A 24315-nucleotide genomic window follows, 5' to 3' on the forward strand; every position below is an offset into this window, starting at 1 on the left:
TAAGGAGTTGTGATCGATGAGTCGAAAGACAGAGTTACGACGAAAACAAATTATTAAAGCAGCCTATCAAGCAGTTTCAGATAAAGGATACGAAACAGTCACCCTACAGGATATTGCTAATTACGCTGATGTTAGTAAAGGGGTCCCGAATTATTATTTTCAAAACAAAGAAGATGTCCTAGCACACCTTCTTGAAGAAATAACGGAGCGAATTTATCAAAAAGAAAAAGCAGCCGTTGAGAACGAAACATCATTTCAAGAAATGCTTCAAGCTTATATAAATGCTGTTTTTGTTAATCCTGAGGACAATGAGAAATTCTACAAAGTGTATCTCGATTTCCTTGCTCAAGCTACAAGGAACGAACGATATCGTAAAATTAATGCTCGCTTCTACCAAAACTGTTTTTCCATTAGCCAATTAATTATAATGCGTGGTGAAAGCGAAGGTCTACTCCATAGTATGAACTACGATGATGATGGAAAAGCGATGAGATCACTAATTGATGGCTATATGATTCAATGGTTGATGACAGGGGATCATCAGAAACATAGGACGTATAAAGAAAGCTGTTTAAAAGCTATCCAAACTTACTTAACAAGCTAATTATACGTATTATCCAAATTGCCAAACCTGCCTTTCGCTTCGAATAAAGAGAAGGTATTCGGGCACGCTAACATCATGTAAGGAGGGATCTTTTTGGCGAAAGAGAAGAAACGGGGTATGAAGAAAGAACTTGCTCAAGCCGTGGAGCAAGCCAACCAAACAAACCCTACAACCAAACAAAGAAGCAAAAGAATTACAGAATAAAACCGGGCCACCGTGCCCGGTTTTTTAAATTGGCTCTTTTCGTATACATTGTTGGTATATGAGTGGGTTAATTTTCGCTCCAATCCTAAGTCATGTTTTTGAAACAATTATTGAATAAAACTCAACACTTCGCTGATTGGAGCGAAAGGATGCTCACCGCACGCCAGTAAAAGCAACATTGTCTATGAAAAGAGCCTTTAAATTAATCTGAATGAAGAGCCATCGATGATTTCAACGTCATCCCTTTTCTTAACCTCTTCCATTAATCGAAATAGCGCAGCATCTTTTTGCTTTGCTTCAATCATGCAGTCGATTTGAGGGGTGCTGTCTCTCACTTTGTTTAGAAATTGAAAAAATAGATCAACATCTATGTAATCCGCATGACTACGAAATTCCTTGTCGTTTTTGGGTGATGAGATATGCATCTTCACAGGTAATGGAGATCCACTCCACGTATCTACTACTCTTGCCCACTGAGTTTCCCACTCCTCCGTTTCATGACAGGCAAGGTGGTGATGATAATCGAAGACCATCGGCACGTTCAGCTTCTCACACAAATAGAGCGTATCAAGTAGTGTAAAAGTGGTATCATCGTTTTCAAGAATAATGGTTTGCTGTATTTTTTGAGGGGTATACATCCAATTATGAATAAAACGCTCAAGCGACTTCTCTTTATCGTTATAACCTCCACCCACATGTAATACACAACGATGTGTGATGTCCAGTCCCATCGCTTCAAGAAGTCTCACATGTAACGCAAGGGTTGCTGTGGAAGTTTGTAGAATTTCTTTCTTTGGAGAATTTAATAGGACAAAATGATCGGGATGAAAGTCAACACGCATCTCTTCTTGTTTCGCGAAGTCACCTAACTCTTGTAACTCGCTTTTTAGCGGCTGCAGGTAATTCCAATCACTTAACGCCTCGTGATTTGCAAGTGGGATTAACCTGGAACTGAGACGAAAGAAATGAATGTCGTTGCCTTTATTATGCTTGAGAAGCCGTAGACAATTTTGCAAATTTGATTTAGCAATTCTCTCGAGCTTACGAATAGCAGCTTCTCTATTTTCTAGCTTTTGAAATTGGGCAAATGTCATCGTTTGAGAAGGTGAACTGTTTACAAGCTCCATGCTCATTGCAACATACCCAAGTCGAATAATTGTCATTCACGTTTCACCTCACAGAAATTCTTCTATTAGAGTGTCCAATATAGGTAGATTCAATGAGTTATATCTAACATCTATTTCGTGTTGAAGCATGGTACAATAGAAATAATACCTGGATGCGGGTAATTTGAATAAAGGGGTAATTGTATGGCAACTCAAATTATTACGGACAGCAGTATTGACTTCCCTGAAGAACTGCTAAATGAATTAAACGTTAAGGTGGTTCCACTAAATCTTCTCTTTGGTGACAAAGAATATAAAGCTGGGGTCGATCTTGATTCACCAACGTTTTATAAAAAATTACAGGAATCAAAAGAACTCCCTAAGTCCTCTGCCCCATCACCACAGGACTTTCTTACAAAATATGAAGAAACTAGCCCGGAAGACAAAATTCTTGTTATTGCCCTCTCTGAAGCGCTAAGTAGCACTTATGATAACGCTGTTCTAGCAAAGAAAATGTTTCATGAGGAACATCCTGATCGGACCGTAGAAGTAATTAATGCCAAAACAGCTTCATCAGGACTTGGCGTAATTGTTTGTCATGCTGCTGAAATGGCTCGTGACGGGGAAAGTTTTGAGTCTATTGTTGAACAAGCCCATGAGTATACAGAAGATACGCTTACCATGTTTCTACTTGATACGCTTGAAAACGTTATTAAGGGCGGAAGACTTGATCGTGTACGAGGAACAATTGCCTCAGCACTTAATATCAAGCTATTAATGAGAGCAAGCAATGAAGATGGATCCCTCGAAGTACTTGATAAAGTACGAGGAAACAAACGTGCCGTGCGTGAATTTATCAAGAAAATTGGAGAATATGGTCATAATCTTGAGGACAAAGTAATTGCTGTAGCACACAGCAACTGCGAAGATAAAGCCAAAGCGCTAGTCGCACAAATTCAAGAGCGGTACAAATTCAAAGGTGTTATTCTATCTACAATGGGGCCACTCATTGGAACATATGCAGGTGAAGGCGCTCTCCTAGTCGCATTTAAAAAGAAATAAATAAAGTTGAAAAACGTGCGCAAGCACGTTTTTTTATGGACAAATAAGAAAAAAACAGGAAATGAATGACCATTCATCGAATTGTGTTCAAAACGAAGAAGTGTGGTGAATAGAAATGGAATGGAAAAAGTTATTTGAACCAATTCAATTACGAAGGTTAACATTGCCAAACAGAATTATGATGGGTTCTATGCACCTTGGTATGGAAGGAAGCAAAGAACAAGAAGAAGCGCTGATTTCTTTTTATACTGAACGGTCAGGAGCTTATGGTCCTGGAATTATTGTAACTGGTGGTATATCAGTTTCACCTGAAGGAGATGGTGGACATCACTTTCTTGGGTTCTACCGTGACGAAGATTTAGATGTAATGAGACGGTTAACTGAGCGTGTTCACATAGCGAATGGCCGTATTGCTGCTCAGCTCTTTCATGCTGGGCGCTATGCCTATTCAGAAATGAATGGCGTGCCATCAGTAGCACCTTCTCCAATAAAGTCTCCCATCCACAGAGAAACACCAGTAGAACTATCTGAGCTTGATATTCTCAATTTGCTTGAATCTTATGCTGAGGCTGGTAGAAAAGCAAAGGAAGTAGGATTTGATGCAGTAGAAATCATGGGTTCTGAGGGGTATCTGATTAACCAGTTTCTCTCGCCCTCAACGAATAAGCGGACTGATAAATGGGGCGGAGATTTTGAGAAAAGAACAAGATTCGCTATTGAAGTACTAAAGTCGGTCCGACAAGCTGTTGGTGATGATTATCCTATCATTTTTCGAATGTCAGGGCTTGATCTTGTACCAAATTCTTCAACACCTAAGGAAACCATTGAACTTGCAAAACGTTTAGAAGCAAACGAAGCAGATCTTCTAAACATCGGCATAGGCTGGCATGAATCAACTGTACCGACCATATCTATGATGGTACCTAGAGCTGGGTTCATCGAGCCTTCCTTACAAATTAAGCAGGCTGTAAACATTCCTGTCGTTGGCAGTAATCGTATTAATGACCCTGAACTCGCAGAGGAGCTGCTACACAAACTGGATATGGTTTCGATGGCACGACCTTTTCTTGCTGATCCTCACTTACTTAAAAAAGCGAAAGAAGAGACACTTAATCAAATCAACACGTGTATTGCATGTAATCAAGCATGTCTTGACCATGCATTCGAAGGGAAAGCTGTTTCATGTCTCGTGAATCCACGAGCTGGACGAGAACATAAATGGCATATCAAACAAACAAAAAACGCGAAAAATATAGTAGTGATCGGTGGTGGTGTTGCTGGAATGGAGGCAGCACGTGCTCATGCTGAATTAGGTCATAAAGTTGTTCTTTATGAAGCGAGGCCTTCGATTGGTGGACAGTTCAATCTGGCACGCAAAATACCGATTAAGAAAGAATTTGATGAAACGATTCGCTTCTATACAACAGAATTACAACGATTAGGTGTTCATGTTGCTCTAAACCATAAACCGAGTAGTGAAGACATTCTTTCCCACTCACCTCACCTTGTCGTTCTAGCAACTGGCGTTACCCCTAGACAACCAGTCATTCCCGGTATTGAACATACGGTTCAGTACCCTGACGTTCTTTCTGGCACAGCATCAATTGGTAAAAAAGTTGTAATCATTGGCGCAGGTGGAATTGGTTGTGACGTTTCACATTTCCTTATAGAAAAAGGAATAAACGACATCCTCTTACTTAGACGAAACGGAAAAATGGGTGAGGGACTTGGCAAAACAACGAAATGGGCTATGCTACAAGAATTAAAACAAAATGGCGTACGCTTCCGCACTAACCTTGCGTATGAAGAAATTACGGAGAATGGAATTCGAATTAAGGATACGAAGACAGGAAAGCAGGAAACACTTGAAGCAGATACGGTTATTCTTGCAGCAGGGCAAGAATCTAACATCCCTCGAGAATACCAAGCTCTTGAACAAAAAGGCATCCAAATCGCGATTATTGGTGGTGCCCGCCTTGCGGGTGAACTTGATGCTAAGAGAGCCATTTATGAAGGTGCAAAAATCGCCTTTGAGCCAGAGACAATACCCGTTAACCACTTATAATAGATACAAGAAGAGGTGCTCTAGCACCTCTTCTTCCTTTAGATGAATGTTAATTACATTCGATCATTTCCTTCAAAAACCCTTGCGTATATGTCGTTTCTTCCATTTGTTCCAAGATCCACTTTTTTTCTTCATTTAACCAGCTTCTAATCAGTTCAGCTGCTGTTTCATAATAATCAACGGTTAGATGTCGGAAAATCATTTCTACTTTATCGATTTGTTCACCATCTAACGTTGAGTCGAGCGTTTTCAGACCGAGTTGTGCTCTATTTGGATGGTAGCGATGTAAAAGTACTCTTGCAAAGTGAACCATGACGTTGTTTAGCATTTGAACGGACCATATTTTATTTCCTCTTCTTTTCGCTTTTTCATACTGAAACAAAAAGAAGGCTGTATCATCAACATCATTGATAAACTCCTGATGAGATAAAGTTAAATGCTGATCATAGTTGGCCATTCGATTGTCTGGGTCATATAAAACTGAAAAATAGTCCTTTTCGATAATTGTCTCGTCCGTCACAGTAAATAGATCGAGGTGAAGCATATCATCGTACACTGCTATAATCTGCGGTGCAATGATAAAAATCTCATCATAGAATAAAAGAGTACCATAAGATTCCACATGTGATTTTCTATCTTTCAGAAAGGCTTCCTTGTCCTCCTCTTCTACTAGACAATATAGATCGACATCTGAGTTTTCATCATGCTCATTTCGCCCCATAGATCCTTTTAGAAAAACTGCTTTGACGCATGGATCACTCATTAAACTAGCTGAAATAGCGTCAACCGCTCGCTCTTGCTTCACCATCTAACACCTCTCCCACAGAATTGATATCACCTCATCATATCCCATTTTTTACATTTCCTACAACCAAAAAAAGGATGCACAACAGCATCCCTTTACCCAAGCTTATCTCCATTTCTTACTCTTTGATCCGGTTTGATTAGAACCACTCCGTTCTCACCGTATACACCTAGGACCAAAACCTCTGACATAAAATCTGCAATTTGCCGAGCAGGAAAATTAACTACAACCATCACCTGTTTTCCTATAAGCTCTTCCTCATTGTATAAGTCTTTTATCTGAGCACTGGACTTTTTGACGCCCATCTCTTCCCCAAGATCAACCTTTAATTGATAGGCCGGTTTCCGAGCTTTTCTAAAATCGTTAACTTCTATAATTTCGCCGACTCGAATGTCCAACTTCAGAAAGTCTTCAAATGTAGCCATACTCTTCACCTTACCTTTAATTCGATACCTATTTCTTATTACTCATTCGCTTACTATATGTAGATTCCTTCTACTGCAAACGTTTATTTAGAAATCCGTCCATCCCGTTTCGAATTTCATCTTCACTAACCGTTCTATCTCTATATAAGTAAGAGGAATAATATTCAACAAGCAAACGATCTTTTTCCTCCAATTGATTCGCATATAATTCTGATAATGTTAATGGATACTGAAATGTACTGAGATAGCGTTCAATCCGGAGGAGGTACATGACATCATTGAGGATCTCGTAATGATTTACAGGAGGCATAGTTCGAGTTAACCTCTGTTCAATAGATACGAGTAGATGTAAGACACCTTCTTTTATTTTCTTTCGAGAAGGCAAGACAAATGGTGTCTCTCCAAAAACGATAAGCTGCTCAAAGCATGGAGCTACGTATTCTCTTGTTCCATCAGCATCATTCTTGAAATCTTTAAGACATACTTCCCTCAAATCCAGAGTGATTCCCGCTAATTCAGGTAGAGATGACGTTTTTATTTTCTTATCATGGTAGAAACACCAGACATCTAAATCAGAAAATGGACCGCCTTCTCCTCTAGCGAAGCTTCCTGTCAAAACAATCCCGCGTAAAGTAGAAGACTTTAATCGATCGACAAGGCGTTTTGCATATTTTTCAATCATTAATGGAGTCATGAGTGGATTTAACATAGGTTTTTTCTCCTTTGTGACGAGACCCTAAGAAGGAGCAAGCAAATGTGTTTCCGGCCCGCATAATAGAAACCAAATAAATTGATATGTGAAACGTTAATTGGTGAGGAAATGAAAGACTTTATCTATTACATCGTTCTGATCTTCACCGTGACAGATGAGATGCTTTGATTTCTCCATTATACAAATCTGCTTCTCATTTGAATTAATGAGATGATAGATTGTGTGAGCGGTTTTATATGGGACCATTCCATCTAGCTTTCCCTGAAGAATGATTGTCGGGACAGATACTCTTTTAAAAGACGGTTTGAGTTTCTGAACAAGTTTACGAAACTCAATAGATGCAAGTACAGGCGTGGTTTTCAGCTTTTTACTATAGCGACTAAACAATTCGTTTTGAAGAAGGGTCCCTCTCCTTAAGTCTGTTATCATGCCACCAATGTCTTTCATCATTTGGATAGGATGAATATAGTGAATGGCAGCACTCAAAAGCACCAGCTTATCCACTTGATATTTTGTAGCTAAATAACCTGCAAGCACGCCACCCATTGAAAATCCTATAACATAGACTGTATCACATTTCTGCATTAACTCTTTTAAGTTTGCTTCAGCAGTATCAATCCATTGATTGAAAGAAACGCCTCGCAAAGTTTCTTCTTCTCCATGTCCAGGAAGCGTTGGTACAGAAATGACCCAATTGGTATGGCTTCTAAAATACTCTGCTAATGGTTCAACTTCATAAGGCGCACCAGTAAAACCATGAATAAGCATACATCCAACCATATTTCTCCTCGCCTTTCGTTCAGTGGTTTTAATTTATATAATACCACTCTACGAAAGATGTTAATCATCAGGAAAGTAAGGACGAACTGCTTTAACAGAAGAAGTTCTTTTATCTTCTAATTGAGTCTCTAGATGAAGAAGGTTTATTAAAATAAAGGGCTAGCTTCGACTTTTCTTCTTCCTTTTGTAAGGAGGTTGCGCAATTAGGACAAATAACAGCACGAGACGGGATCGGCGTACAACAGTAAGGACATTCTTTACGCGTCATTGCATTAATGGGATCTTGGCCGGGCTTCCTCCACCGATTAAGTTGACGAACGACTAGAAACACAGCAAAAAATACAATGATAAAACGAATGGAGGTTGTCAGAAATACTCCGTAATTAATCGTAGCTGCTCCAGCCTCTTGAGCATCTGAGAGGGATGGATAGTAATGCCCATTCAAGCTAATGAACATATCCGAAAAGTTAATTCTTGCTAATACCAATCCTACTGGTGGAAGGATAATATCAGATACGAGTGAATTTATGAAATTACTAAACGCCGCGCCTAACACAATACCAATTCCCATATCAGCTGCGTTCCCTCTTATTGCAAAGTGACGAAATTCATTTAAAATACCGATGGGAACTCACTCCTTTATGCTTACTCTCCACAATATGTATGCAGCAATTATACAAGCTATGATTTATAATCATTTCAATTTTCCTACAATTCGTATTGAAAGCAAAAAATAGATAAGAGGTGATATAATTTATGTTTACGACTAGAGCTAACATCAAGGAGTGAACAACATGATATTTGCACTTTCCTGGTCAAAGGCTTCTCCATTAATAGAAGATCCTATGGCTGTATTTGTTTACCTAACGGTAGTAGTTGGACTTATCTTTATGTTGGGGGAATCAAAGAACCCTGTTCTTAAGAAACTATTCCACTATGCACCGCCGTTAATCTGGACATACTTTATCCCTATGCTTTCTACGACCTTTGCAATCATTCCGCAAGAGTCGTCCCTATATGGATTTGTTGCCACATACATTCTTCCAGTCGGACTGCTGCTACTCTTGTTATCAGCTAACGTTCCTGCAACGTTACGACTTGGACCTAAAGCTTTATTAATGTTCCTCGCTGGTACACTCGGGGTCATTATTGGTGGCCCCATTGCTCTTGCTATTTTCCAGCCATGGTTACCTGAGGACGCATGGAAAGGCGTAGCAGCATTAGCAGGGAGTTGGATTGGCGGTTCAGCGAACATGGCCGCTATGATTGAAGCTGTAGGAACACCTAAAGAGATTCTGTCTCCAATTATCGTAGTAGATACTGTCGTGGGTTACAGTTGGATGGGAATCATGATTTTCCTAGCTGGGTTTCAGGATAAATTCAACAAATGGAACAAAGCGGATGATTCGATTATTCAAAGTGTAAATAAAGAAATGAACGACATTCAACGCAAAAACGAGCGACCTATTCAGGTACCACAACTACTTGGTCTGCTTGGATTAGCTTTTGGTGTATCTTATATTGTTCTTAAAATTGCAGAGAAACTTCCTCAGTCAGCTGTTCTCTCAACGACAACTTGGACAGTTATGATTATTTCTGCCATCGGAATTCTTTTCTCATTCACACCAGTGAAGAAACTAGAAGGCTATGGTGCTAGTAAAGTAGGTTACACTGCCATTTACCTTTTACTCGCAACCATTGGTGCAAGAGCCGACCTTACGTACGTCATTGATTCCCCACAATATGTTCTAATGGGAATTGTCTGGCTCAGCATTCACATTCTCGTGATCTTTATCGCAGCAAGATTACTACGAGCACCTTTATTCTTCGTTGCCGTAGGCTCTCAAGGTAATATCGGTGGAACAAGCTCTGCTCCTATCGTTGCGTCTGTATTCCAACCTTCTTTAGCTCCAGTGGGACTTTTGATGGGAATTGTAGGTAACGTTGTGGGTAGTTACGCAGCTGTGCTCTGTGCTCAACTCGCTAAAATGGTAGCAACTATGCTCTAGCCAATATAAAAACCGTGCTCCTAACTGGAGCACGGTTTTTATGTGTATTAACCTTGAGATGTTGGGCGCACTAGTACTTCATTAATCGAAACACTATCTGGTTGACCAACTGCATAATAAATAGCATCTGCAATTGCCTCTGGATCAAGTGGGTCAAGGCCCTTAGGACCGCGATTGTTTAATTTCTCTTGCACATCTTCATCAGTGATCGTATTTGTTAATTCGGTTGCAACAGCTCCTGGAGAAATAATCGTTGCTCGAATATTCGTAGAAGGTGACATCTCTTTACGAAGTCCTTCTGTAATGGCACGTACTGCAAACTTCGTACCGCAATAGACTGCTCCTGCTGGCATTATTTCATGCCCTGCAACAGACGATACATTAATAATATGTCCTGATTTTCTTTCTTCCATATGTGGCAGAACGCCTGCGATACCGTAAAGAACACCTTTAATATTAACATCTACCATCTTGTCCCACTCATCAATTTTAAGTTTATTTAAGAACGAGAGGGGCATTAGGCCGGCGTTATTGATAATAACATCAATTTGACCATACTCTTCAATTGTTTTATCAGCTAGAGCTTGCATTTGCTCTCTTGAAGTGACATCTGTTTTTTGAATAATTGCTTCGCCACCGTTGTTTGTAATTTCTTTTTTAAGCTCTTCTAGGCGATCTTCACGACGTGCTGCAAGTACTACTTTCGCTCCATCACCTGCCAACTTTTTAGCTGTAGACTCGCCAATTCCACTACTTGCTCCAGTAATAATAACGACCTTACCATTAATATGACTCATGAATATCCACCTTTCGTTTTATCTTCACCACACTAGTTCCCGGGAGTGTAATAACTAAACATTCCTGTATTCTCTTTACATCCAAAAAAGCACCCTAGAGGGGTGCTTTAGCTTTACTTATTTGTTTCAATCCATTGTTTGAACGTATCTTCTGATTGAGTGCCAACAATACGATCCACTTCTTTTCCATCTTTGAAACGAACAAGTGTTGGGGTCGATTCAATAGCATAATCATTCCAACCATTCTCAAATTCAAGAAGGTTAAATTTCTTTAGATCAATTCCCATTTCTTCCGCAACTGGTACGAGGACTGGTGTCGTATTTTTACAGTGAATACAAGTAGGACTATAAAAATAAACAAATGCATCTTCTTCGTTGGATAGCATTTCTTCTAGTTCATCAGGTAAAATTTGATTCTGATAAAGTGGATCTTCCAGTTGATCCACTGTCGCAGGATCGAGTGAGTCTTTTCCGTAAGGATTACCTTCAGCTTTTTCACTATTACTAATATTTGTGACAACAGCTAATGCCCCAAATATGACGATGACAATTCCAAGAAAAATAATAACTTTCTTCATTTGGTTTTCTCCTTTTTGGTTAGTTTATAAAGGATGATCATTAGAATGGCAATACTCGCAAAAGCTAGTAAAGCAAGAAAAGGGATTGTAATAAACCCAAGTAAATTAATGTATTCTCCTGTACACGGTACTCTTCCACAAGCCGGTGCTGAATCAGCAAAAAACGCCGCTTTTTGTATGAGGTAGTGATAAACTGAAATACTACCTCCAATAACTGCAAGTGGCAAAACATACACGCACTGTTTGGCGTCTTTTTTCACCATCGCAATACCTAGTATGAGAACAAGAGGGTACATGAGGATTCGCTGGTACCAGCATAATTCACACGGTTCATATTTAAGTACTTCTGAGAAATATAAGCTTCCTGCAAGAGCAGAAACGGAAACCGCCCATGCACTAAAAAGCAGATACTCTATTTTTTTCTCTTTATCCATTCGTGAACTTCACTTCTTTCACACTGAAATAATAACCCCATTATACACATCACAGATCGTGATATATAGACCAAACGTGACAATTCCACTACTTTTTAAAGCCGGCTCTTGTGAAGAGCCGGCTTGTTATTACTTAATAATTTGTAACTCTTTCGGAAACTTTGTGAGCGTCTCGTATCCATTTTCTGTGACAAGTACATCATCTTCAATACGAACTCCGCCAACTTCAGGAAGATAGATACCCGGTTCAATTGTATACGTCATTCCTTTTTGAAGAAGGCTATCATTTTTCTCACTCATCGAAGGATACTCATGTACTTCGATTCCAATGCCATGTCCAATTCGATGAGGGAAGTAGTCTCCATAACCAGCATCACTAATAACATTTCGAGCAGCTAGATCAATATCACCAAGACGCGTGCCAGGCTTAGAGATAGCTAGTGATTCGTTTTGTGCTTGTAACACTGTTTCATAAATTTCTTTTTGTTTCTCATTAATAGTTCCGAAAGCAACCGTTCTAGTGATGTCTGAACAATAACCATTCAAAACGACACCAAGATCGAATAACACTAAGTCGCCTGTTTTCAGTTTACGCTGCCCTGGATTTCCATGAGGCTGGCCAGATTTCTCTCCAAATAGAACCATCGTAGAAAAAGACATTTCTCGAATTCCTTTTTTCTTCAATTCAAATTCAATCGTCGCAAGAACTTCCATTTCAGTAACGCCTTCACGAAGAGCCGCTACTCCAGTTTGGACACCAAAATCAGCGAGCGATGCTGCTTCTCTTAGGATCTCTATTTCTTTCTCGTCTTTAATAAGGCGTAGTTCATTAAGCCCGAATTCTGCTGAATGGAACTTAAGCCCTGAGAATAGATTCTGAAGCTTTTCAACACGCTCATAAGCTAGTGTAGATTTTTCAATTGAAACTGATGAAGGACTTTGTATACCTCTTGCTTTCAATGCTTGATGTATAAAGTCAAACGGTTCTTCTGAATCACTATATCCGATAATATCGTATCTCCAACCTGCATCACGTGCTTGCGATTCTTCCATACCCGGGCAGACTAGAAAAGGCTCATGATTCGGAATGACAAAAAGACCAAGCAGCCTTTCATGTGGCTCACAATGAAAGTTTGTTAAATAGAAAACATTTGATGGTGAATGAATAAAAGCAAAATCCTGATTCTGCTCAGTAAGCCACTCAGTAAATTTGGTTAAACGTTCGTTCATAATAGCACATCCTTTTTCGATTACTTTAGCAACTAACTACCTGATAAGTAGTTTAATTTCATCACTAGCTTATCATAAATAACTCAAACCCAACGCTAACAAAAACCCCGCTTATATTTAGTGGAGTTGCTACTGCAAGAATTTTTGTATAGATACCTCACTTAGCTGATTGGAGCGGAAATCAGCTAAGTGTTGAGATTTATTCAATAATTGTTTCAAAAACAACAATCTTTCATAAAGGCTCTTTTCTAAAAGATTGTTGTTTTGAAAGGATTTTCTTAAAAGAACCTGACTTCGCTAATTGGAGCGGAAGAATGCTCGACTCCTGCGGGACTAGCGGGACAGGTGAGACCCCGCAGGAGCGTTAGCGACGAGGAGCGCGGAAAGCGGGTAGGAGCGTAAATTGATCACCTATAGCAACAATGTCAACGAAAAGAGCCTTCTTAAACTACAAAAAGGGCTGCCTACAATAGGCAGCCACTTTATTCAAACAACTGAGAAGAGGGAACTTCGCTTCGTTTGAGTTATGCAATTTGAACGTGTCGGGGAACACCATTCATGTTTATCTTTCTGTACTGATAATGATAATCTTTATCAATTATAAAGTCAATACGATTTTCTATAAATGAATTGAGATGCTTTTTCTGGGCGACTTACTCTTTTCTTTTGCATATATCCACTTTTTATCGCTTCAGCTCTAAGGACGACCGCAAATGCACCGAATGAAAGAACCAAGATCAACAAGAACATTGAGATTTGTATGATATCAATCATTTCACACCTCTAATTCCAATAGTTTTCATTAGTATAGCACGCCTTAATGATAATGAGAAGCATTATCATTAAGAGAAACTTCTTAGTATCCAAGAACGTTTTGGTTGTGCAAGCGTTTTTATTACACTAATATGTTAGATGTACATACATACTTTTAGGAGGTAATTTAATGCAACGTGTTGATATAACGAATGATTTATCGTTTTCCCGCATCATTCATGGTCTCTGGCGTCTTGCTGATTGGAAGCAATCAAGCGAAGAAACACACTCTCTAATTGAACATAACCTTGAACGCGGTATAACCACGTTTGATCATGCTGACTTATATGGAAGTTACGAATGTGAAGAGCTTTTTGGCAAAGCGCTTGCGCTTAAGCCTTCTCTTCGCGATGAAATGGAAATTGTGACGAAATGCGGTATCGTAATTGAATCTCCAAATCGTCCAGCACATCAATCTCACCATTACAACACGAGCAAAGAGCATATTATCGCATCTACTGAACAATCACTGAAATCTCTAGGCATTGATCATATTGATGTTCTTTTGATTCATCGTCCGGATCCATTTATGGACCCTGAACAAGTTGCTGAAGCTTTTTCCTCTCTCAAACAAGAAGGTAAAGTTCGTCATTTCGGGGTTTCTAACTTTAAGGATCACCAATTTAATATGTTGCAATCTTATGTTGACCAGCCTTTAGTTACGAATCAAATTGAGCTATCTGCTTATAACCTGGAAAACTTTGAAGATGGTACCCTTAACCTATGTCAGGAAAAGCGAATGAAACCAATGGCATGGTCTCCTCTTGCAGGTGGACAAGTTTTCACTGCTAATGATGAGAAAGCCGTTCGTCTTCGTCAGACAGTTGAGAAAGTAGCATCTGAAATTGGTGCAGAAGGCATGGATCAAGTTCTTTACGCATGGCTATTAAATCATCCAGCAAACATAATGCCAATTGTAGGCTCAGGAAAACCTGAACGAATAGACAGCGCAATTGATGCATTAAATTACTCGTTAACACGCGACCAGTGGTTTGAAATTCTTACAAGCTCAATGGGATATGACATTCCATAAACTAACCACCTGTATTCAAAAGCATCTTCTCTAGAGAAGATGCTTTATTTCTATTGATATGCTAAGACCTACTCCATTAATCAAACGTTTGTTTAACTTTCGTTTTCCCCTAAAAAAAATCAGCACATTAACTGTGCTGATCTATTTCTTTATTCTTATTTAGTAGCACCTCAGAGATGGCAAACTTCTTACTGCCTGTAAACGCCAGAATGAAAGATAAGCCAAGTAGAGAAAGTGGGAATTCGTACCCACCAATTAACCCCATTTGAAACTTTACAAGTACAATAGCTCCGATCATCGTTAATCCAAGTAAAATGGCAGATGGCACGACGAAAATCCCTAGAATAAGAAAGGCTCCTCCGGCAGCTTCAATAATGGCTGTAGCGTAAGCAAGCCAAGCTGGCTGACCAATTTTTTCGAACATTGCAACCGTGCTCTCGATTCCGCCAAGCTTCTGTATGCCATGAGCCAACATAATGATACCAAGAGTCAATCTTCCTCCTAGTAATCCCCATTCAATTTTTGATCCCACTACGAACACCCCATTTTGTTGTTTCTTAGCTAACGTTTGGGAAGCTTATATGGATCACTTTATGCTTTAACTGGTTGTTGACTACTATGTAATAACCTTGCTTGAACGAGTCGTCTACGCACCGTTACTCCTAACCAACTCGCAAGAAGTGCCTTAATGATACCGACGACCACAAAAGGATAAAACCCAAAAGCAAATGCGTCATTCCAAGTTAACTCTGCAACAAATTTTAACTGAATCGTTCCAATACATAAGATCAACATCATAGCAAAGAGATTTGCAATAATAGCGTTTACAAATGAAAAAGATGTCTTCTCAAGAATTAATCCTGTTACATAAGCTGCCGCAATAAAAGCAAAAATATATCCTCCTGTAGGTCCAAAAAGAACGCCTAGTCCCCCTTTTGCTTGAGCAAATACTGGTAAACCAATTGCTCCAAGTGCCGCATAACAAATCATACTTATTGCACCATAGCGGCTACCGAGAATAGTAGCCGTTAAACCTACTGCTAATGTCTGACCGCTTATCGGAACAAGTGGTAGTGGAATTTCTACTTGAGCGAGAATTGCAGTTACTGCTGCAAAAATTCCACATACGATCGTCATTCGAAGCTTATTTGCTTGCCTCATTTCTCTCCCCCCCAAAAATGTTAACTACTTCATTTAATAAGTTAACATTAAAACAAAGGAAGAGAAAGGTTCTTATGGCATACTTTCATCAATCATCTCAAATCCTGGAATCATCTCAGATAATCTAACAATCACTGCCTCATCCTTAAAGATAGGGATGTATTCGTTTAGCACCGCTACCATCTTCTCCCCTGCAATCCCTACGTGTCCAATGGCTATATGTGCTTCATGATCTTTCAGTCGTTCAGCTAGCTCTTGCGCTTTTCGACTCATATGTCGAAGCGTATAGACGTCATCAAAAAACAGTTCATTTTCAAGATACGGAACGCCAATTTGTTCTGCTAACGTTGGAATGACACTCTTGTCCGTTGTTTTACTATCAAGGTAGTAAAGACCTCTTTCTCTGCAGACCTCAAGAACAATTCTCATTACCCTCTCGTCGGCAGTTGCTTTGGAACCCATATGATGGTTCATCCCAACCGCATGTGGCACCGCATCCACAGCATCATTAATTCGCTTCCTAATCTCACCATTCGATAAGTTTGTTGTAATAGCACCTGGCCCAAGCCAGCTTTTCTTGCCTCTAAGTGGTTCCATTGGAACATGAACAATCACTTCATGCCCAAAGCTGTGAGCAAGTTTAGCATCACGCTCGGTTGTTTCGAGAAATGGCATAATCGCAACCGTTAATGTAACAGGAAGCTTTAGCATTTCTTCCGTTCCCCCCATGTTATTCCCAAAATCATCAATCACGATCGCAAGTTCCCTATCTTCTTTCATACGTTCAGCGGACACTTCATTTGGCAGGAATGTAATGAGCAATAGAATACAAAAGAACATTTTCATCTATTTACGCTCCTTTCACTCCTTACCTTCCCCTACCTATAGTAGCTTAATGAATTTTCTATTGATATGGAAGAAATCCCCTACAAACGATGTGTTTTAACTAATTTCTTTTACTTCCTCTTCTAGAGAGAGGTTTTTCAGGAAGTAATCAAGGGCATAGTAAAGATAGACTACAAGAAAAGCATATTGATTTAAAGGAGAGACAACCATGGAGAACAAATACATTCGTGAATCACGTGTCGTCAAAACAAGCCACGTATTCCCTGAAGCAACTAATAACCACAAAACTCTATTCGGCGGTCAGCTGATGCGCGACATTGATGACATCGCATCAATTGCAGCCATGCGTCATTGTCGAAGTGAAGTCGTAACAGCGTCAACGGACTCAGTAGATTTCCTTTATCCAATTACACCTGACGACTCTGTTTGTCTTGAAGCATATGTTACCTTTACCGGTAAATCTTCAATGGAAGTGTTCGTAAAAGTAATCGCCGAGCACCTCTTATCTGGCGAACGAAAAATTGGAGCAACAGCTTTCCTTACATTCGTTTCCCTTGATGAAAACAAAAAACCGCTGAGTGTTCCAAAAGTAATACCAGAAACCGAAGAAGAAAAAAACCTCCACCAAACAGCACCAGCCCGTGCAGAAAAACGCCGTGAACACCGTCAAGCAAGTAAAGAACTAGCCGGCCTCCTAACTACCCAAAAACCCTGGGAATAACAAAAGCGGAAGTGCCCGTTTAGCCTCGACAAGCGTTGGAACCTTTTAAAAAGAACACGGTCTTTGTGTTCATTTTAAAAGGTGAAACGATCGAGAGGCTGGGCACTGCAGCTGGATGATACAAAAGCAGAAGTGCCCCGGTAGGCCCGAAAAGCGCTGGAGCCTTATGTAAAGAACACGTTCTTTGTGTTCATTTCATAAGGTGAAGCGATCGAGGGACTGGGGCACTGCAGCTGGATGATACAAAAGCGGAAGTGCCCCGGTAGGCCCGAAAAGCGCTGGAGCCTTATGAAAAGAACACGGTCTTTGTGTTCATTTCATAAGGTGAAGCGATCGAGGGACTGGGGCACTGCAGCTAGAAGATACAAAAGCGAAAGTGCCCGTTTAGCCTCGACAAGCGTTGAAGCCTTTTAAAAAGAACACGTTCTTTGTGTTCATTTCATAAGGTGAAGCGATCGAGGGACTGGGGCACTGCAGCTGGATGGAACAAAAGCGACGGCCGAAGACGGCCGTCGCTTTTGTTCGTGTTATTAATTAAATGAAATGAGATTATAACCAATTGCAAGAATAACAAGAAGTAAAACAATGGCCCCAATCCAGAATTTCTTCGTGGATTCAGAGCGTTTTCTACGCCCTACAATTACTTCCATAAATCCGATTAGCATAATAGCAAGGATACCTTTGAAAACATATAAAAGTGGGAATCCGAGCATTACTAGCATACCAACCCCAGAAATAATCATAATTAGGTAGAATAAACGCTGAATCATCGGCGTGATTTTTTGTTTAGGGGCGAAGTAACTGACAACTAATAGTAGAACAAGGATCGCCCATGACCCCGCATGAGATTGTAGTAGAATATTGTACATTAATGTTCCCCTTCCAATTCTTTATGGTTATGACAATTGCCATACCTTAATAGTAGATAGGAAGTAGAACGGACACAAGTCCTAATATGAAATAGTCTCAAAAAATTTATGCTAATGTGAACCTATAATGACTAATATAGTGAAAATAAAAGGCTCTTTTCTTAGACATTGTTGCTATTACTGTATAGCATTTGATTTCCGCTGCGGGATGCTCGCTTTCCGCGTGGCGGGCGGTGAGCCTCCTTCCGCTCCAATCAGCGAAGTGTGTTTTTTTATTCAATAATTATTTCAAAAGCAACGATCTTTTAGAAAAGAGCCAAATAAAAAAAGAAGCTCCAGCATGAGCTTCTCTTTCAGCAGATCAACTACTTCATTTCCTCAAAATGTTTCATAATGATTTGGAATAGCTGATCTCCCTCTTGAATTTCTGTAAACGAAGTAATGGCATTTGTAATTCCATCTTCTTTAATCTTATTTTGGATTGTTGCAGCTTCTTCATCATTTTGTGGATCAAATAGCAATGCTGCTGCAATTCCTTTTGCGAGATATGTTGGTTCTTTGTTTAACTCAACAAGCTGTCTAGCTGGCCCTACTAGTCGATCGTTAGGCCCGAGTTTACGAATTGGAGCACGCCCTACACGAGTAACTTCATCTACAAGATGTGGATTCAGAAAGCGGCTAAGGATCTTTGTAATATAAGCATCGTGCTTACTAGACTCAAAACCGTGCTTTTGTTGTAATAACTCTCCAGTTTCTTCTAAGGCTTTTTTCACATCAGAGTAAATACCTTTATCCTCAAGTGCTTCCTTTATCGTGTTAGTTCCCGCTTGATAACCAAGGTAAGCTGTTATGGCATGCCCTGTATTGACAGTAAAAAGCTTTCTCTCAATATAAGGAGCAAGATCATTCACATACGTCAGTCCAGCAATATCAGGAACGTGACCTATCATCATCGTTTGGTCAACTACCCATTCGTAGAAAGGTTCGACCGCTACCTTTAATGGGTCTTCATGTGATTGATTCGGTACTATTCGATCTACCGCTGCATCTGGGAAGCCGGCATACTCATTAAGAGATTCTCGCTCAGCTTCATTCATCTTCTCTGCAACTGCATCCTTAAGTAACGAGCTTCCACCAATCATATTTTCACATGCAATAAAGTTAACTGGATCTTTTCCTGCTACCATTCGTTTCGCAATACCCTCTTTAATAACTGAGGAGATAAGCTTAAGAACGGTTGGACCAACTGCAGTTGTAATTAAATCAGCTTCAGCAATAGCATCTACAACAGCTTCAGGATTCTTCTGACTATTGATCCCTCTTACACCATCCACTGTGATTTGTTCACTTTCCTCACCAAGAATCTCGACAGTATAACGATTACGCTTATTCAGTTCATCAATGACTGTTTCATTGATATCTACGAAGCATACTTCATATCCTGCTTGAGAAAGAAGCTTTCCAATAAAGCCCCTTCCTATATTTCCAGCTCCAAAATGAACAGCTAGCATCATTAATTCACCTCATCAAACATAGAAATTAACGTTTCTTTCGAATCAGCCTGAATCAATTGCTCAACATTCTCTTCTTCTGAACAAACAATAGCAATTTGAGAAAGGATTTCTAAATGCTCGTTATCTTTTCCTGCGATTCCCACGATGATTTTCGCGATATTTCCATCCCCAAAGTCTACTCCTTCACGAAGCTGGACGATCGAAAGCCCTGAACTCTTTACTGCTTTCTTCGCATCTTCTGTGCCATGTGGAATAGCTACTGAATTCCCCATATAGGTTGTTGTTAATTTCTCACGTTCAAGCATTTGATCAACGTAACTTGCTTCTACGTACCCATTGTCTACAAGGATTTGCCCCGCCATTCGAATCGCTTCTTCTTTTGAACTAGCCTTTTCGTTTAATACCACATTTTCAGTTGCTAGAATTTCTTTATTCATCTTAATCGTCTCCTTTGATTTGTAATTGTTTTTCTACATAATTCTTAATCTTATTTGCGAGATAAACTTCAATTGTCTCCTGATCGCTCTCAGAAAAAAGCGCTATACTTTGTTTAGATTCAATAATTAATGAACTGATGAAGCTCATTACCTCAATGTCTTCACTTGATGACTCTTCGGCAGCAAGTTGAAGAAGGATTGTATCCATTTCTATGAAAGAATCATCCATCGCCTTCCTCTTAATGGGTTCTATCAATCGAACAATTGTAAACACAGGAGTGGTTATTCCACTTGCTCTTGTATGGAAAAGAGCAAGGGAAGTACCCGGTATCCCAATAGCACTTCTTTCTTCTCGCTCTAGGAGTGCCGTTACTATATGGGATGAATGAGACAGAATACCATCTGTCTCCAATCGTTTACACTCTTGTTCAAGTAGTGTTTCAACATTTGAGTTAGATGTTTCAACAACGCGAAAACCCTTCAAGATTGAGGAAGCTGCCTTGCTGTATAATTCTGCTTTTGTGAACCAACTCATAGCTTGATTCTTTGTAGAATAGGAAGATGTTACTTCTTGTTTTTCAACTAGAACTTTTCTTTTTTTGGTTAAAGAATTTGTCTGAATGGCTCCACGAATTCGCAAAGCTTCTTCTTTCGTTAAGAAAGGATCGACTCTTATATACTGTCCTTCATAGTCTGGCAAAGGAATAGTAGAAACAATCAAGTCATAGTTTTCTTTATCTTCATCTTCTAAATCAAACAAGGACGCACTCTTGATCAAATTTATCTCTGGAAGCTCTTGTTGAAGGCGTGACGCAAGCATTTTCGACGTTCCAATTCCACTAGAACAGACCGCTAGTATCGAGACATCTCTTTTCTCATAACGTCCCTCAAGAGCAGATCCGAAGTGCAGAACAAGAAAACCAACCTCTTCCTCTGGTATTGGGACATTTGGGAAAATCTCTTTAATTGCGTCATCTAACAAATCAAAGAGATCTGCATAGTCCTCTTTGATTTTATAGAGTAATGGATTATGAATATTCATGTTTTGTCTTATCCGATGAGTTGCTGGACCTAGATGCGTAACAAGTCCTTCTAGAAGAGACTCATTTGATTCTAGTCCAGCATGCATTCGATCATCTACGTAACGAATTAACTCTCTCGCCTTAACAACAATTGGATAATTTGTTTCTTCAAGAAAATAATCGCTCGTGTTTCTTAGCTTAGCCCCACGTATATGCATGGTGATATAGCCGATTTCCGCTTCAGGAATGATTATTCTGAAGCTTGATTCAAGTTTTGTAGCAATCAATCTTCCAAAATGAAATTCCTTCGTACTCTTTAACGTACTTAAATGGTCATCATCAATTTCTATTTTCTCACCCTTTTGAATTCGCTCAACGGCAAGAGTTAAGTGAACGATTAAACCTATATACGCACTATCTGCAATCATATAGGGTAGTTCACCGTTTACCTCATCGACTATTTTCTCTACCTTTAGTAGCTTATCTCTGTCTACAAGACCAAGTAATCGTTCAGACGCAGATTCCAAAAGAGTGCCTTGAGATTTCTTCTGAATGGATTGCTTTATCAACGTGAAGAAATCTGAATCATTAAACTCAGTAGCAAGTAAAGTACTCATGGCGTGCCTTTTCAAGGCTTCTGTTCCCTCAACTTGCACACCATACCCTCGCCTTCGTATTAACGAAAGCTGCAAATTGTGAAGCCACTCTTCAACTTTGTTTAAATCATTACTAACCGTAGCAACCGTAACTCTTAAATCATTAGCTAGGCCTACTAACTTAATAGGGTCTGCTGATTCTAGAAGTTTACATAGAATCAGCGTCTCCCGCTCCTGTTGTGTGTACTCAGTAATCTGAAGGTCAAAAATGGTTGTGATTAGTTCACTACGCTTTGACTCTTCACCATCGATCTGTACACCAACTCCAGCTTTTTTAATTAACTTAAGTTCGTATTCAGCCAAAATATCCTCTACACCGGCTAAATCACGATGTACGGTACGCTCACTCACTTCTAGTTCTTCAGCGATTCCTTTTACGGTAAAGAATTCACTACTATCCAGAAGCAACTGTAGAATTCTTCTCTCCCTTGCTGAAATAAACACATGGTTCACCTCAAATTCTGGCTATACCTACTTTTTAAGCCTTTCAACAAGCTCTTCGTATTTCGGACTATTCATGAAGTTCGCAACAGAGATGTGCTCAGCATCAGGACGTTTTGCTTTTGCTCGATCTGTTAAGTCCTGGTGCGTTACGATTAAGTCAGCATCATCCGGTAAGTTACTAATAGCCGTATTTGTCACATCAATGTCTTGAAGTCCAGCTTTCTTGAACTTATTGCGAAGAACAGATGCTCCCATTGCACTTGATCCCATTCCAGCATCACATGCAAACACTACTTTATTAATTTCTTTCTTCTCTGCTGGTTCTTGTTCTACTTCTTCCTTCACTGTCGCTTCACCTGCAGAAGATAATTCAGCAACAAGTTCATCGTACTTCGGACTGTTCATGAAGTTTTTAACCGAAATATGATTTGCTTTAGGTTGTTTCGCTTTCGCTCGATCTGTAAGATCCTGGTGTGTGATAATAAGATCTGCATCATCTGGGAGATTGCTAATTGACGTATTAATTACTTCAATTTCCGTTAAGCCTGCTTTCTTAAACTTATTACGAAGGACAGAAGCTCCCATTGCACTTGATCCCATTCCAGCATCACAAGCAAAGACTACCTTGAGAACCTTACCATATGAAGTTTTTTCTTCTTTAACTTCTTCATTATTTGACGTTAGGTTTGAAGAAACGCTGCTTTTCTTGCCTTTCATTGCTTCCATTTTCTCAGTAGCTTCGGTAATATCCTCTCCACTTTCTTTAGATCGTTTCAGGATAAAGGATGCGACAAGGAAAGAAACAGCTGTGGCTACAAGAACACCTGCTAGAACTCCAAGATAACCGCCGCGTGGTGTCATAATCATGAGAGCAAAGATACTACCAGGTGAAGGTGGCGCAATAAGACCAGCACCGAAAATAGTTAATGTAAACACACCACTCATTCCACCAAGAATAGCAGCAAGTAGAAGAGCTGGTTTCATCAAGATGTATGGGAAGTAAATCTCATGGATCCCACCAAAGAAATGAATGATTGCTGCACCAGGTGCCGTTTGTTTCGCTGTTCCTCTTCCAACAAACCAGTAAGCAAGAAGAATACCAAGACCCGGCCCAGGATTTGACTCAAGTAAGAAAAGAATAGATTTCCCAGTATTAGCTGCCTGCTCAATCCCAAGCGGGCTTAAAATACCGTGGTTAATCGCGTTATTTAGAAATAGAACTTTAGCTGGTTCAATTAGAATACTTGCGAGTGGTAGAAGACCCGCATCAACGATAACCTGAACTCCTGCTGCAAGTGCTTTATTTAGACCAAGCACCACAGGCCCAATTGCGATTGATGCTAGTATCGTTAATAAACCACCAATAATTCCTGCAGAAAAGTTATTAACAAGCATTTCAAAGCCAGATTTGACTTTACCGTGGATAGCCTGGTCAAACTTCTTGATAGCATAACCACCAAGAGGACCCATGACCATTGCCCCTAGAAACATTGGAATATCTGCTCCAACAATGACACCCATTGTGGCTGTAGCACCAACTACTCCGCCTCGGCCACCATGTATAATCTTACCCCCGGTGTAACCAATCAATAGTGGAAGTAAATAAGTAATCATTGGACCTACTAACTCAGCTAGGTTTTCATTCGGTGTCCATCCTGTCGGTATAAACAGTGCAGTAATGATACCCCAAGCAATAAACGCCCCAATGTTTGGCATAATCATACTGCTTAAGTAACTACCAAAACGCTGAACTTTGACTTTCAATCCAGATTTCTCATTTGAATTCTGTTCACTCATTATAAATCCTCCCTTTCTTACGTATCGTAAAAAGCGTTTTCATTTTGTCCGGCGACTTGTTGACATTTCTTATATTGCAAGTGCTTCACTAAAACTTGATACGTGTTTGTTTCTCTTATTAATTACAATCTTAAGGGCAGTAGGAGGTTATTACAATCTAATCCAAATGCGAATTCGGCAGTTAACTTGTT

25 protein-coding genes are annotated in these 24315 nt (G+C 39.8%); 6 read left to right on the forward strand and 19 right to left on the reverse strand.

Annotated features, from left to right (window positions below):
* Nucleotides 1-16 precede the first annotated feature (16 nt).
* Nucleotides 17-604, forward strand: coding sequence for a TetR/AcrR family transcriptional regulator (locus AB986_RS17910; protein ID WP_048313003.1), 588 nt, complete (start codon nt 17-19; stop codon nt 602-604).
* 401 nt (nt 605-1005) lie between these two features.
* On the opposite strand, the gene uvsE is transcribed toward AB986_RS17910, so the two are convergent.
* Nucleotides 1006-1971, reverse strand: a complete 966-nt coding sequence (uvsE, locus tag AB986_RS17915) for a UV DNA damage repair endonuclease UvsE (protein ID WP_048313004.1) — start codon at nt 1969-1971, stop codon at nt 1006-1008.
* A 147-nt stretch (nt 1972-2118) separates the two neighbouring features.
* Here uvsE and AB986_RS17920 point away from each other — a divergent pair, with 147 nt between their 5' ends.
* Entirely contained in the window at nt 2119-2976 is an 858-nt protein-coding gene (locus AB986_RS17920) for a DegV family protein (RefSeq protein ID WP_048313005.1), read from the forward strand.
* A 115-nt stretch (nt 2977-3091) separates the two neighbouring features.
* Nucleotides 3092-5041, forward strand: a complete 1950-nt coding sequence (locus tag AB986_RS17925) for an oxidoreductase (protein ID WP_048313006.1) — start codon at nt 3092-3094, stop codon at nt 5039-5041.
* Between the two features lie 49 nt (nt 5042-5090).
* On the opposite strand, the gene AB986_RS17930 is transcribed toward AB986_RS17925, so the two are convergent.
* The 5 genes from AB986_RS17930 to mscL all read right to left on the reverse strand — a co-directional run bounded on the left by AB986_RS17930 (nt 5091) and on the right by mscL (nt 8388).
* The gene (locus AB986_RS17930) at nt 5091-5849 is read right to left on the reverse strand and encodes a nucleotidyltransferase domain-containing protein (protein ID WP_048313007.1); all 759 of its coding nucleotides are present in this window, start codon (nt 5847-5849) and stop codon (nt 5091-5093) included.
* Between the two features lie 92 nt (nt 5850-5941).
* Nucleotides 5942-6271: a tRNA-binding protein gene (locus AB986_RS17935; RefSeq protein ID WP_048313008.1), complete on the reverse strand. Its 330-nt coding sequence runs from the start codon at nt 6269-6271 to the stop codon at nt 5942-5944.
* A gap of 70 nt (nt 6272-6341) precedes the next feature.
* Nucleotides 6342-6980, reverse strand: a complete 639-nt coding sequence (locus tag AB986_RS17940; RefSeq protein WP_048313009.1) for a nucleotidyltransferase domain-containing protein — start codon at nt 6978-6980, stop codon at nt 6342-6344.
* Nucleotides 6981-7076: 96 nt separating this feature from the next.
* Nucleotides 7077-7763, reverse strand: a complete 687-nt coding sequence (locus tag AB986_RS17945; RefSeq protein ID WP_048313010.1) for an alpha/beta hydrolase — start codon at nt 7761-7763, stop codon at nt 7077-7079.
* 109 nt (nt 7764-7872) lie between these two features.
* On the reverse strand, nt 7873-8388 hold the full coding sequence (gene mscL / locus AB986_RS17950) for a large conductance mechanosensitive channel protein MscL (RefSeq protein WP_048313011.1): 516 nt from the start codon (nt 8386-8388) through the stop codon (nt 7873-7875).
* A gap of 169 nt (nt 8389-8557) precedes the next feature.
* Between mscL and AB986_RS17955 the strand changes: the two genes are divergently transcribed.
* A complete protein-coding gene (locus AB986_RS17955; RefSeq protein ID WP_053216248.1) occupies nt 8558-9772 on the forward strand; it encodes a DUF819 family protein in 1215 nt (404 codons plus the stop codon).
* Between the two features lie 47 nt (nt 9773-9819).
* On the opposite strand, the gene AB986_RS17960 is transcribed toward AB986_RS17955, so the two are convergent.
* The 5 genes from AB986_RS17960 to AB986_RS22490 all read right to left on the reverse strand — a co-directional run bounded on the left by AB986_RS17960 (nt 9820) and on the right by AB986_RS22490 (nt 13585).
* On the reverse strand, nt 9820-10569 hold the full coding sequence (locus AB986_RS17960) for an SDR family oxidoreductase (RefSeq protein WP_048313012.1): 750 nt from the start codon (nt 10567-10569) through the stop codon (nt 9820-9822).
* Between the two features lie 113 nt (nt 10570-10682).
* Nucleotides 10683-11147 (reverse strand): thioredoxin family protein, encoded by a 465-nt coding sequence (locus tag AB986_RS17965; protein WP_048313013.1) that lies wholly within the window; start codon nt 11145-11147, stop codon nt 10683-10685.
* Complete coding sequence (locus tag AB986_RS17970) at nt 11144-11581, reverse strand: disulfide oxidoreductase (protein ID WP_048313014.1); 438 nt, start codon at nt 11579-11581, stop codon at nt 11144-11146. Before AB986_RS17970 ends, AB986_RS17965 begins: the two co-directional genes overlap by 4 nt.
* Nucleotides 11582-11710: 129 nt before the next feature.
* The gene (locus tag AB986_RS17975) at nt 11711-12811 is read right to left on the reverse strand and encodes a M24 family metallopeptidase (RefSeq protein WP_048313015.1); all 1101 of its coding nucleotides are present in this window, start codon (nt 12809-12811) and stop codon (nt 11711-11713) included.
* A gap of 606 nt (nt 12812-13417) precedes the next feature.
* Nucleotides 13418-13585 (reverse strand): hypothetical protein, encoded by a 168-nt coding sequence (locus tag AB986_RS22490; protein ID WP_161797404.1) that lies wholly within the window; start codon nt 13583-13585, stop codon nt 13418-13420.
* Nucleotides 13586-13754: 169 nt separating this feature from the next.
* Between AB986_RS22490 and AB986_RS17980 the strand changes: the two genes are divergently transcribed.
* Nucleotides 13755-14657, forward strand: coding sequence for an aldo/keto reductase (locus tag AB986_RS17980; protein WP_048313016.1), 903 nt, complete (start codon nt 13755-13757; stop codon nt 14655-14657).
* A gap of 127 nt (nt 14658-14784) precedes the next feature.
* Here AB986_RS17980 and AB986_RS17985 read toward each other — a convergent pair whose 3' ends face one another.
* The 3 genes from AB986_RS17985 to AB986_RS17995 all read right to left on the reverse strand — a co-directional run bounded on the left by AB986_RS17985 (nt 14785) and on the right by AB986_RS17995 (nt 16664).
* A complete protein-coding gene (locus AB986_RS17985; RefSeq protein ID WP_053216249.1) occupies nt 14785-15189 on the reverse strand; it encodes a DoxX family protein in 405 nt (134 codons plus the stop codon).
* Between the two features lie 59 nt (nt 15190-15248).
* Nucleotides 15249-15818 carry a biotin transporter BioY gene (locus tag AB986_RS17990; protein ID WP_048313017.1) on the reverse strand — a complete coding sequence of 190 codons (570 nt, stop codon included), beginning with the start codon at nt 15816-15818 and terminating at the stop codon, nt 15249-15251.
* A 72-nt stretch (nt 15819-15890) separates the two neighbouring features.
* Nucleotides 15891-16664 (reverse strand): divergent polysaccharide deacetylase family protein, encoded by a 774-nt coding sequence (locus AB986_RS17995; protein ID WP_048313018.1) that lies wholly within the window; start codon nt 16662-16664, stop codon nt 15891-15893.
* A 208-nt stretch (nt 16665-16872) separates the two neighbouring features.
* Between AB986_RS17995 and AB986_RS18000 the strand changes: the two genes are divergently transcribed.
* Nucleotides 16873-17385 carry an acyl-CoA thioesterase gene (locus tag AB986_RS18000; RefSeq protein WP_048313019.1) on the forward strand — a complete coding sequence of 171 codons (513 nt, stop codon included), beginning with the start codon at nt 16873-16875 and terminating at the stop codon, nt 17383-17385.
* Nucleotides 17386-17915: 530 nt separating this feature from the next.
* On the opposite strand, the gene AB986_RS18005 is transcribed toward AB986_RS18000, so the two are convergent.
* The 5 genes from AB986_RS18005 to AB986_RS18025 form a co-directional block, all read right to left on the reverse strand.
* Entirely contained in the window at nt 17916-18254 is a 339-nt protein-coding gene (locus tag AB986_RS18005) for a DUF1516 family protein (protein ID WP_048313020.1), read from the reverse strand.
* A 365-nt stretch (nt 18255-18619) separates the two neighbouring features.
* Nucleotides 18620-19765 (reverse strand): mannitol-1-phosphate 5-dehydrogenase, encoded by a 1146-nt coding sequence (locus tag AB986_RS18010; protein WP_048313021.1) that lies wholly within the window; start codon nt 19763-19765, stop codon nt 18620-18622.
* Nucleotides 19766-19767: 2 nt separating this feature from the next.
* Nucleotides 19768-20205, reverse strand: a complete 438-nt coding sequence (locus AB986_RS18015; RefSeq protein WP_048313022.1) for a PTS mannitol transporter subunit IIA — start codon at nt 20203-20205, stop codon at nt 19768-19770.
* A 1-nt stretch (nt 20206) separates the two neighbouring features.
* Nucleotides 20207-22327, reverse strand: a complete 2121-nt coding sequence (locus AB986_RS18020; RefSeq protein ID WP_048313023.1) for a BglG family transcription antiterminator — start codon at nt 22325-22327, stop codon at nt 20207-20209.
* A gap of 27 nt (nt 22328-22354) precedes the next feature.
* Nucleotides 22355-24124, reverse strand: coding sequence for a PTS mannitol transporter subunit IIBC (locus AB986_RS18025; protein WP_048313024.1), 1770 nt, complete (start codon nt 24122-24124; stop codon nt 22355-22357).
* Nucleotides 24125-24315: the final 191 nt, after the last annotated feature.

Origin of the sequence: Guptibacillus hwajinpoensis, assembly GCF_001039475.1 — a bacterium.
Taxonomy (GTDB): domain Bacteria; phylum Bacillota; class Bacilli; order Bacillales; family Guptibacillaceae; genus Guptibacillus; species Guptibacillus hwajinpoensis.

Excerpts from the sequence above, each read along its gene's own strand:
- AB986_RS17935 (WP_048313008.1), bottom strand. The coding sequence starts at position 6,271 with ATGGCTACATTTGAAGACTTTCTGAAGTTGGACATTCGAGTCGGCGAA.
- uvsE (WP_048313004.1), bottom strand. The coding sequence starts at position 1,971 with ATGACAATTATTCGACTTGGGTATGTTGCAATGAGCATGGAGCTTGTA.
- AB986_RS17925 (WP_048313006.1), top strand. The coding sequence starts at position 3,092 with ATGGAATGGAAAAAGTTATTTGAACCAATTCAATTACGAAGGTTAACA.
- AB986_RS17960 (WP_048313012.1), bottom strand. The coding sequence starts at position 10,569 with ATGAGTCATATTAATGGTAAGGTCGTTATTATTACTGGAGCAAGTAGT.
- AB986_RS17970 (WP_048313014.1), bottom strand. The coding sequence starts at position 11,581 with ATGGATAAAGAGAAAAAAATAGAGTATCTGCTTTTTAGTGCATGGGCG.
- AB986_RS18025 (WP_048313024.1), bottom strand. The coding sequence starts at position 24,124 with ATGAGTGAACAGAATTCAAATGAGAAATCTGGATTGAAAGTCAAAGTT.
- AB986_RS17965 (WP_048313013.1), bottom strand. The coding sequence starts at position 11,147 with ATGAAGAAAGTTATTATTTTTCTTGGAATTGTCATCGTCATATTTGGG.
- AB986_RS18015 (WP_048313022.1), bottom strand. The coding sequence starts at position 20,205 with ATGAATAAAGAAATTCTAGCAACTGAAAATGTGGTATTAAACGAAAAG.
- AB986_RS18010 (WP_048313021.1), bottom strand. The coding sequence starts at position 19,765 with ATGCTAGCTGTTCATTTTGGAGCTGGAAATATAGGAAGGGGCTTTATT.
- AB986_RS17995 (WP_048313018.1), bottom strand. The coding sequence starts at position 16,664 with ATGAAAATGTTCTTTTGTATTCTATTGCTCATTACATTCCTGCCAAAT.
- AB986_RS22490 (WP_161797404.1), bottom strand. The coding sequence starts at position 13,585 with ATGATTGATATCATACAAATCTCAATGTTCTTGTTGATCTTGGTTCTT.
- AB986_RS17990 (WP_048313017.1), bottom strand. The coding sequence starts at position 15,818 with ATGAGGCAAGCAAATAAGCTTCGAATGACGATCGTATGTGGAATTTTT.
- AB986_RS17930 (WP_048313007.1), bottom strand. The coding sequence starts at position 5,849 with ATGGTGAAGCAAGAGCGAGCGGTTGACGCTATTTCAGCTAGTTTAATG.
- AB986_RS18000 (WP_048313019.1), top strand. The coding sequence starts at position 16,873 with ATGGAGAACAAATACATTCGTGAATCACGTGTCGTCAAAACAAGCCAC.
- AB986_RS17910 (WP_048313003.1), top strand. The coding sequence starts at position 17 with ATGAGTCGAAAGACAGAGTTACGACGAAAACAAATTATTAAAGCAGCC.
- AB986_RS17945 (WP_048313010.1), bottom strand. The coding sequence starts at position 7,763 with ATGGTTGGATGTATGCTTATTCATGGTTTTACTGGTGCGCCTTATGAA.
- AB986_RS17980 (WP_048313016.1), top strand. The coding sequence starts at position 13,755 with ATGCAACGTGTTGATATAACGAATGATTTATCGTTTTCCCGCATCATT.
- AB986_RS17975 (WP_048313015.1), bottom strand. The coding sequence starts at position 12,811 with ATGAACGAACGTTTAACCAAATTTACTGAGTGGCTTACTGAGCAGAAT.
- AB986_RS17920 (WP_048313005.1), top strand. The coding sequence starts at position 2,119 with ATGGCAACTCAAATTATTACGGACAGCAGTATTGACTTCCCTGAAGAA.
- AB986_RS17940 (WP_048313009.1), bottom strand. The coding sequence starts at position 6,980 with ATGTTAAATCCACTCATGACTCCATTAATGATTGAAAAATATGCAAAA.
- AB986_RS18005 (WP_048313020.1), bottom strand. The coding sequence starts at position 18,254 with ATGTACAATATTCTACTACAATCTCATGCGGGGTCATGGGCGATCCTT.
- AB986_RS17955 (WP_053216248.1), top strand. The coding sequence starts at position 8,558 with ATGATATTTGCACTTTCCTGGTCAAAGGCTTCTCCATTAATAGAAGAT.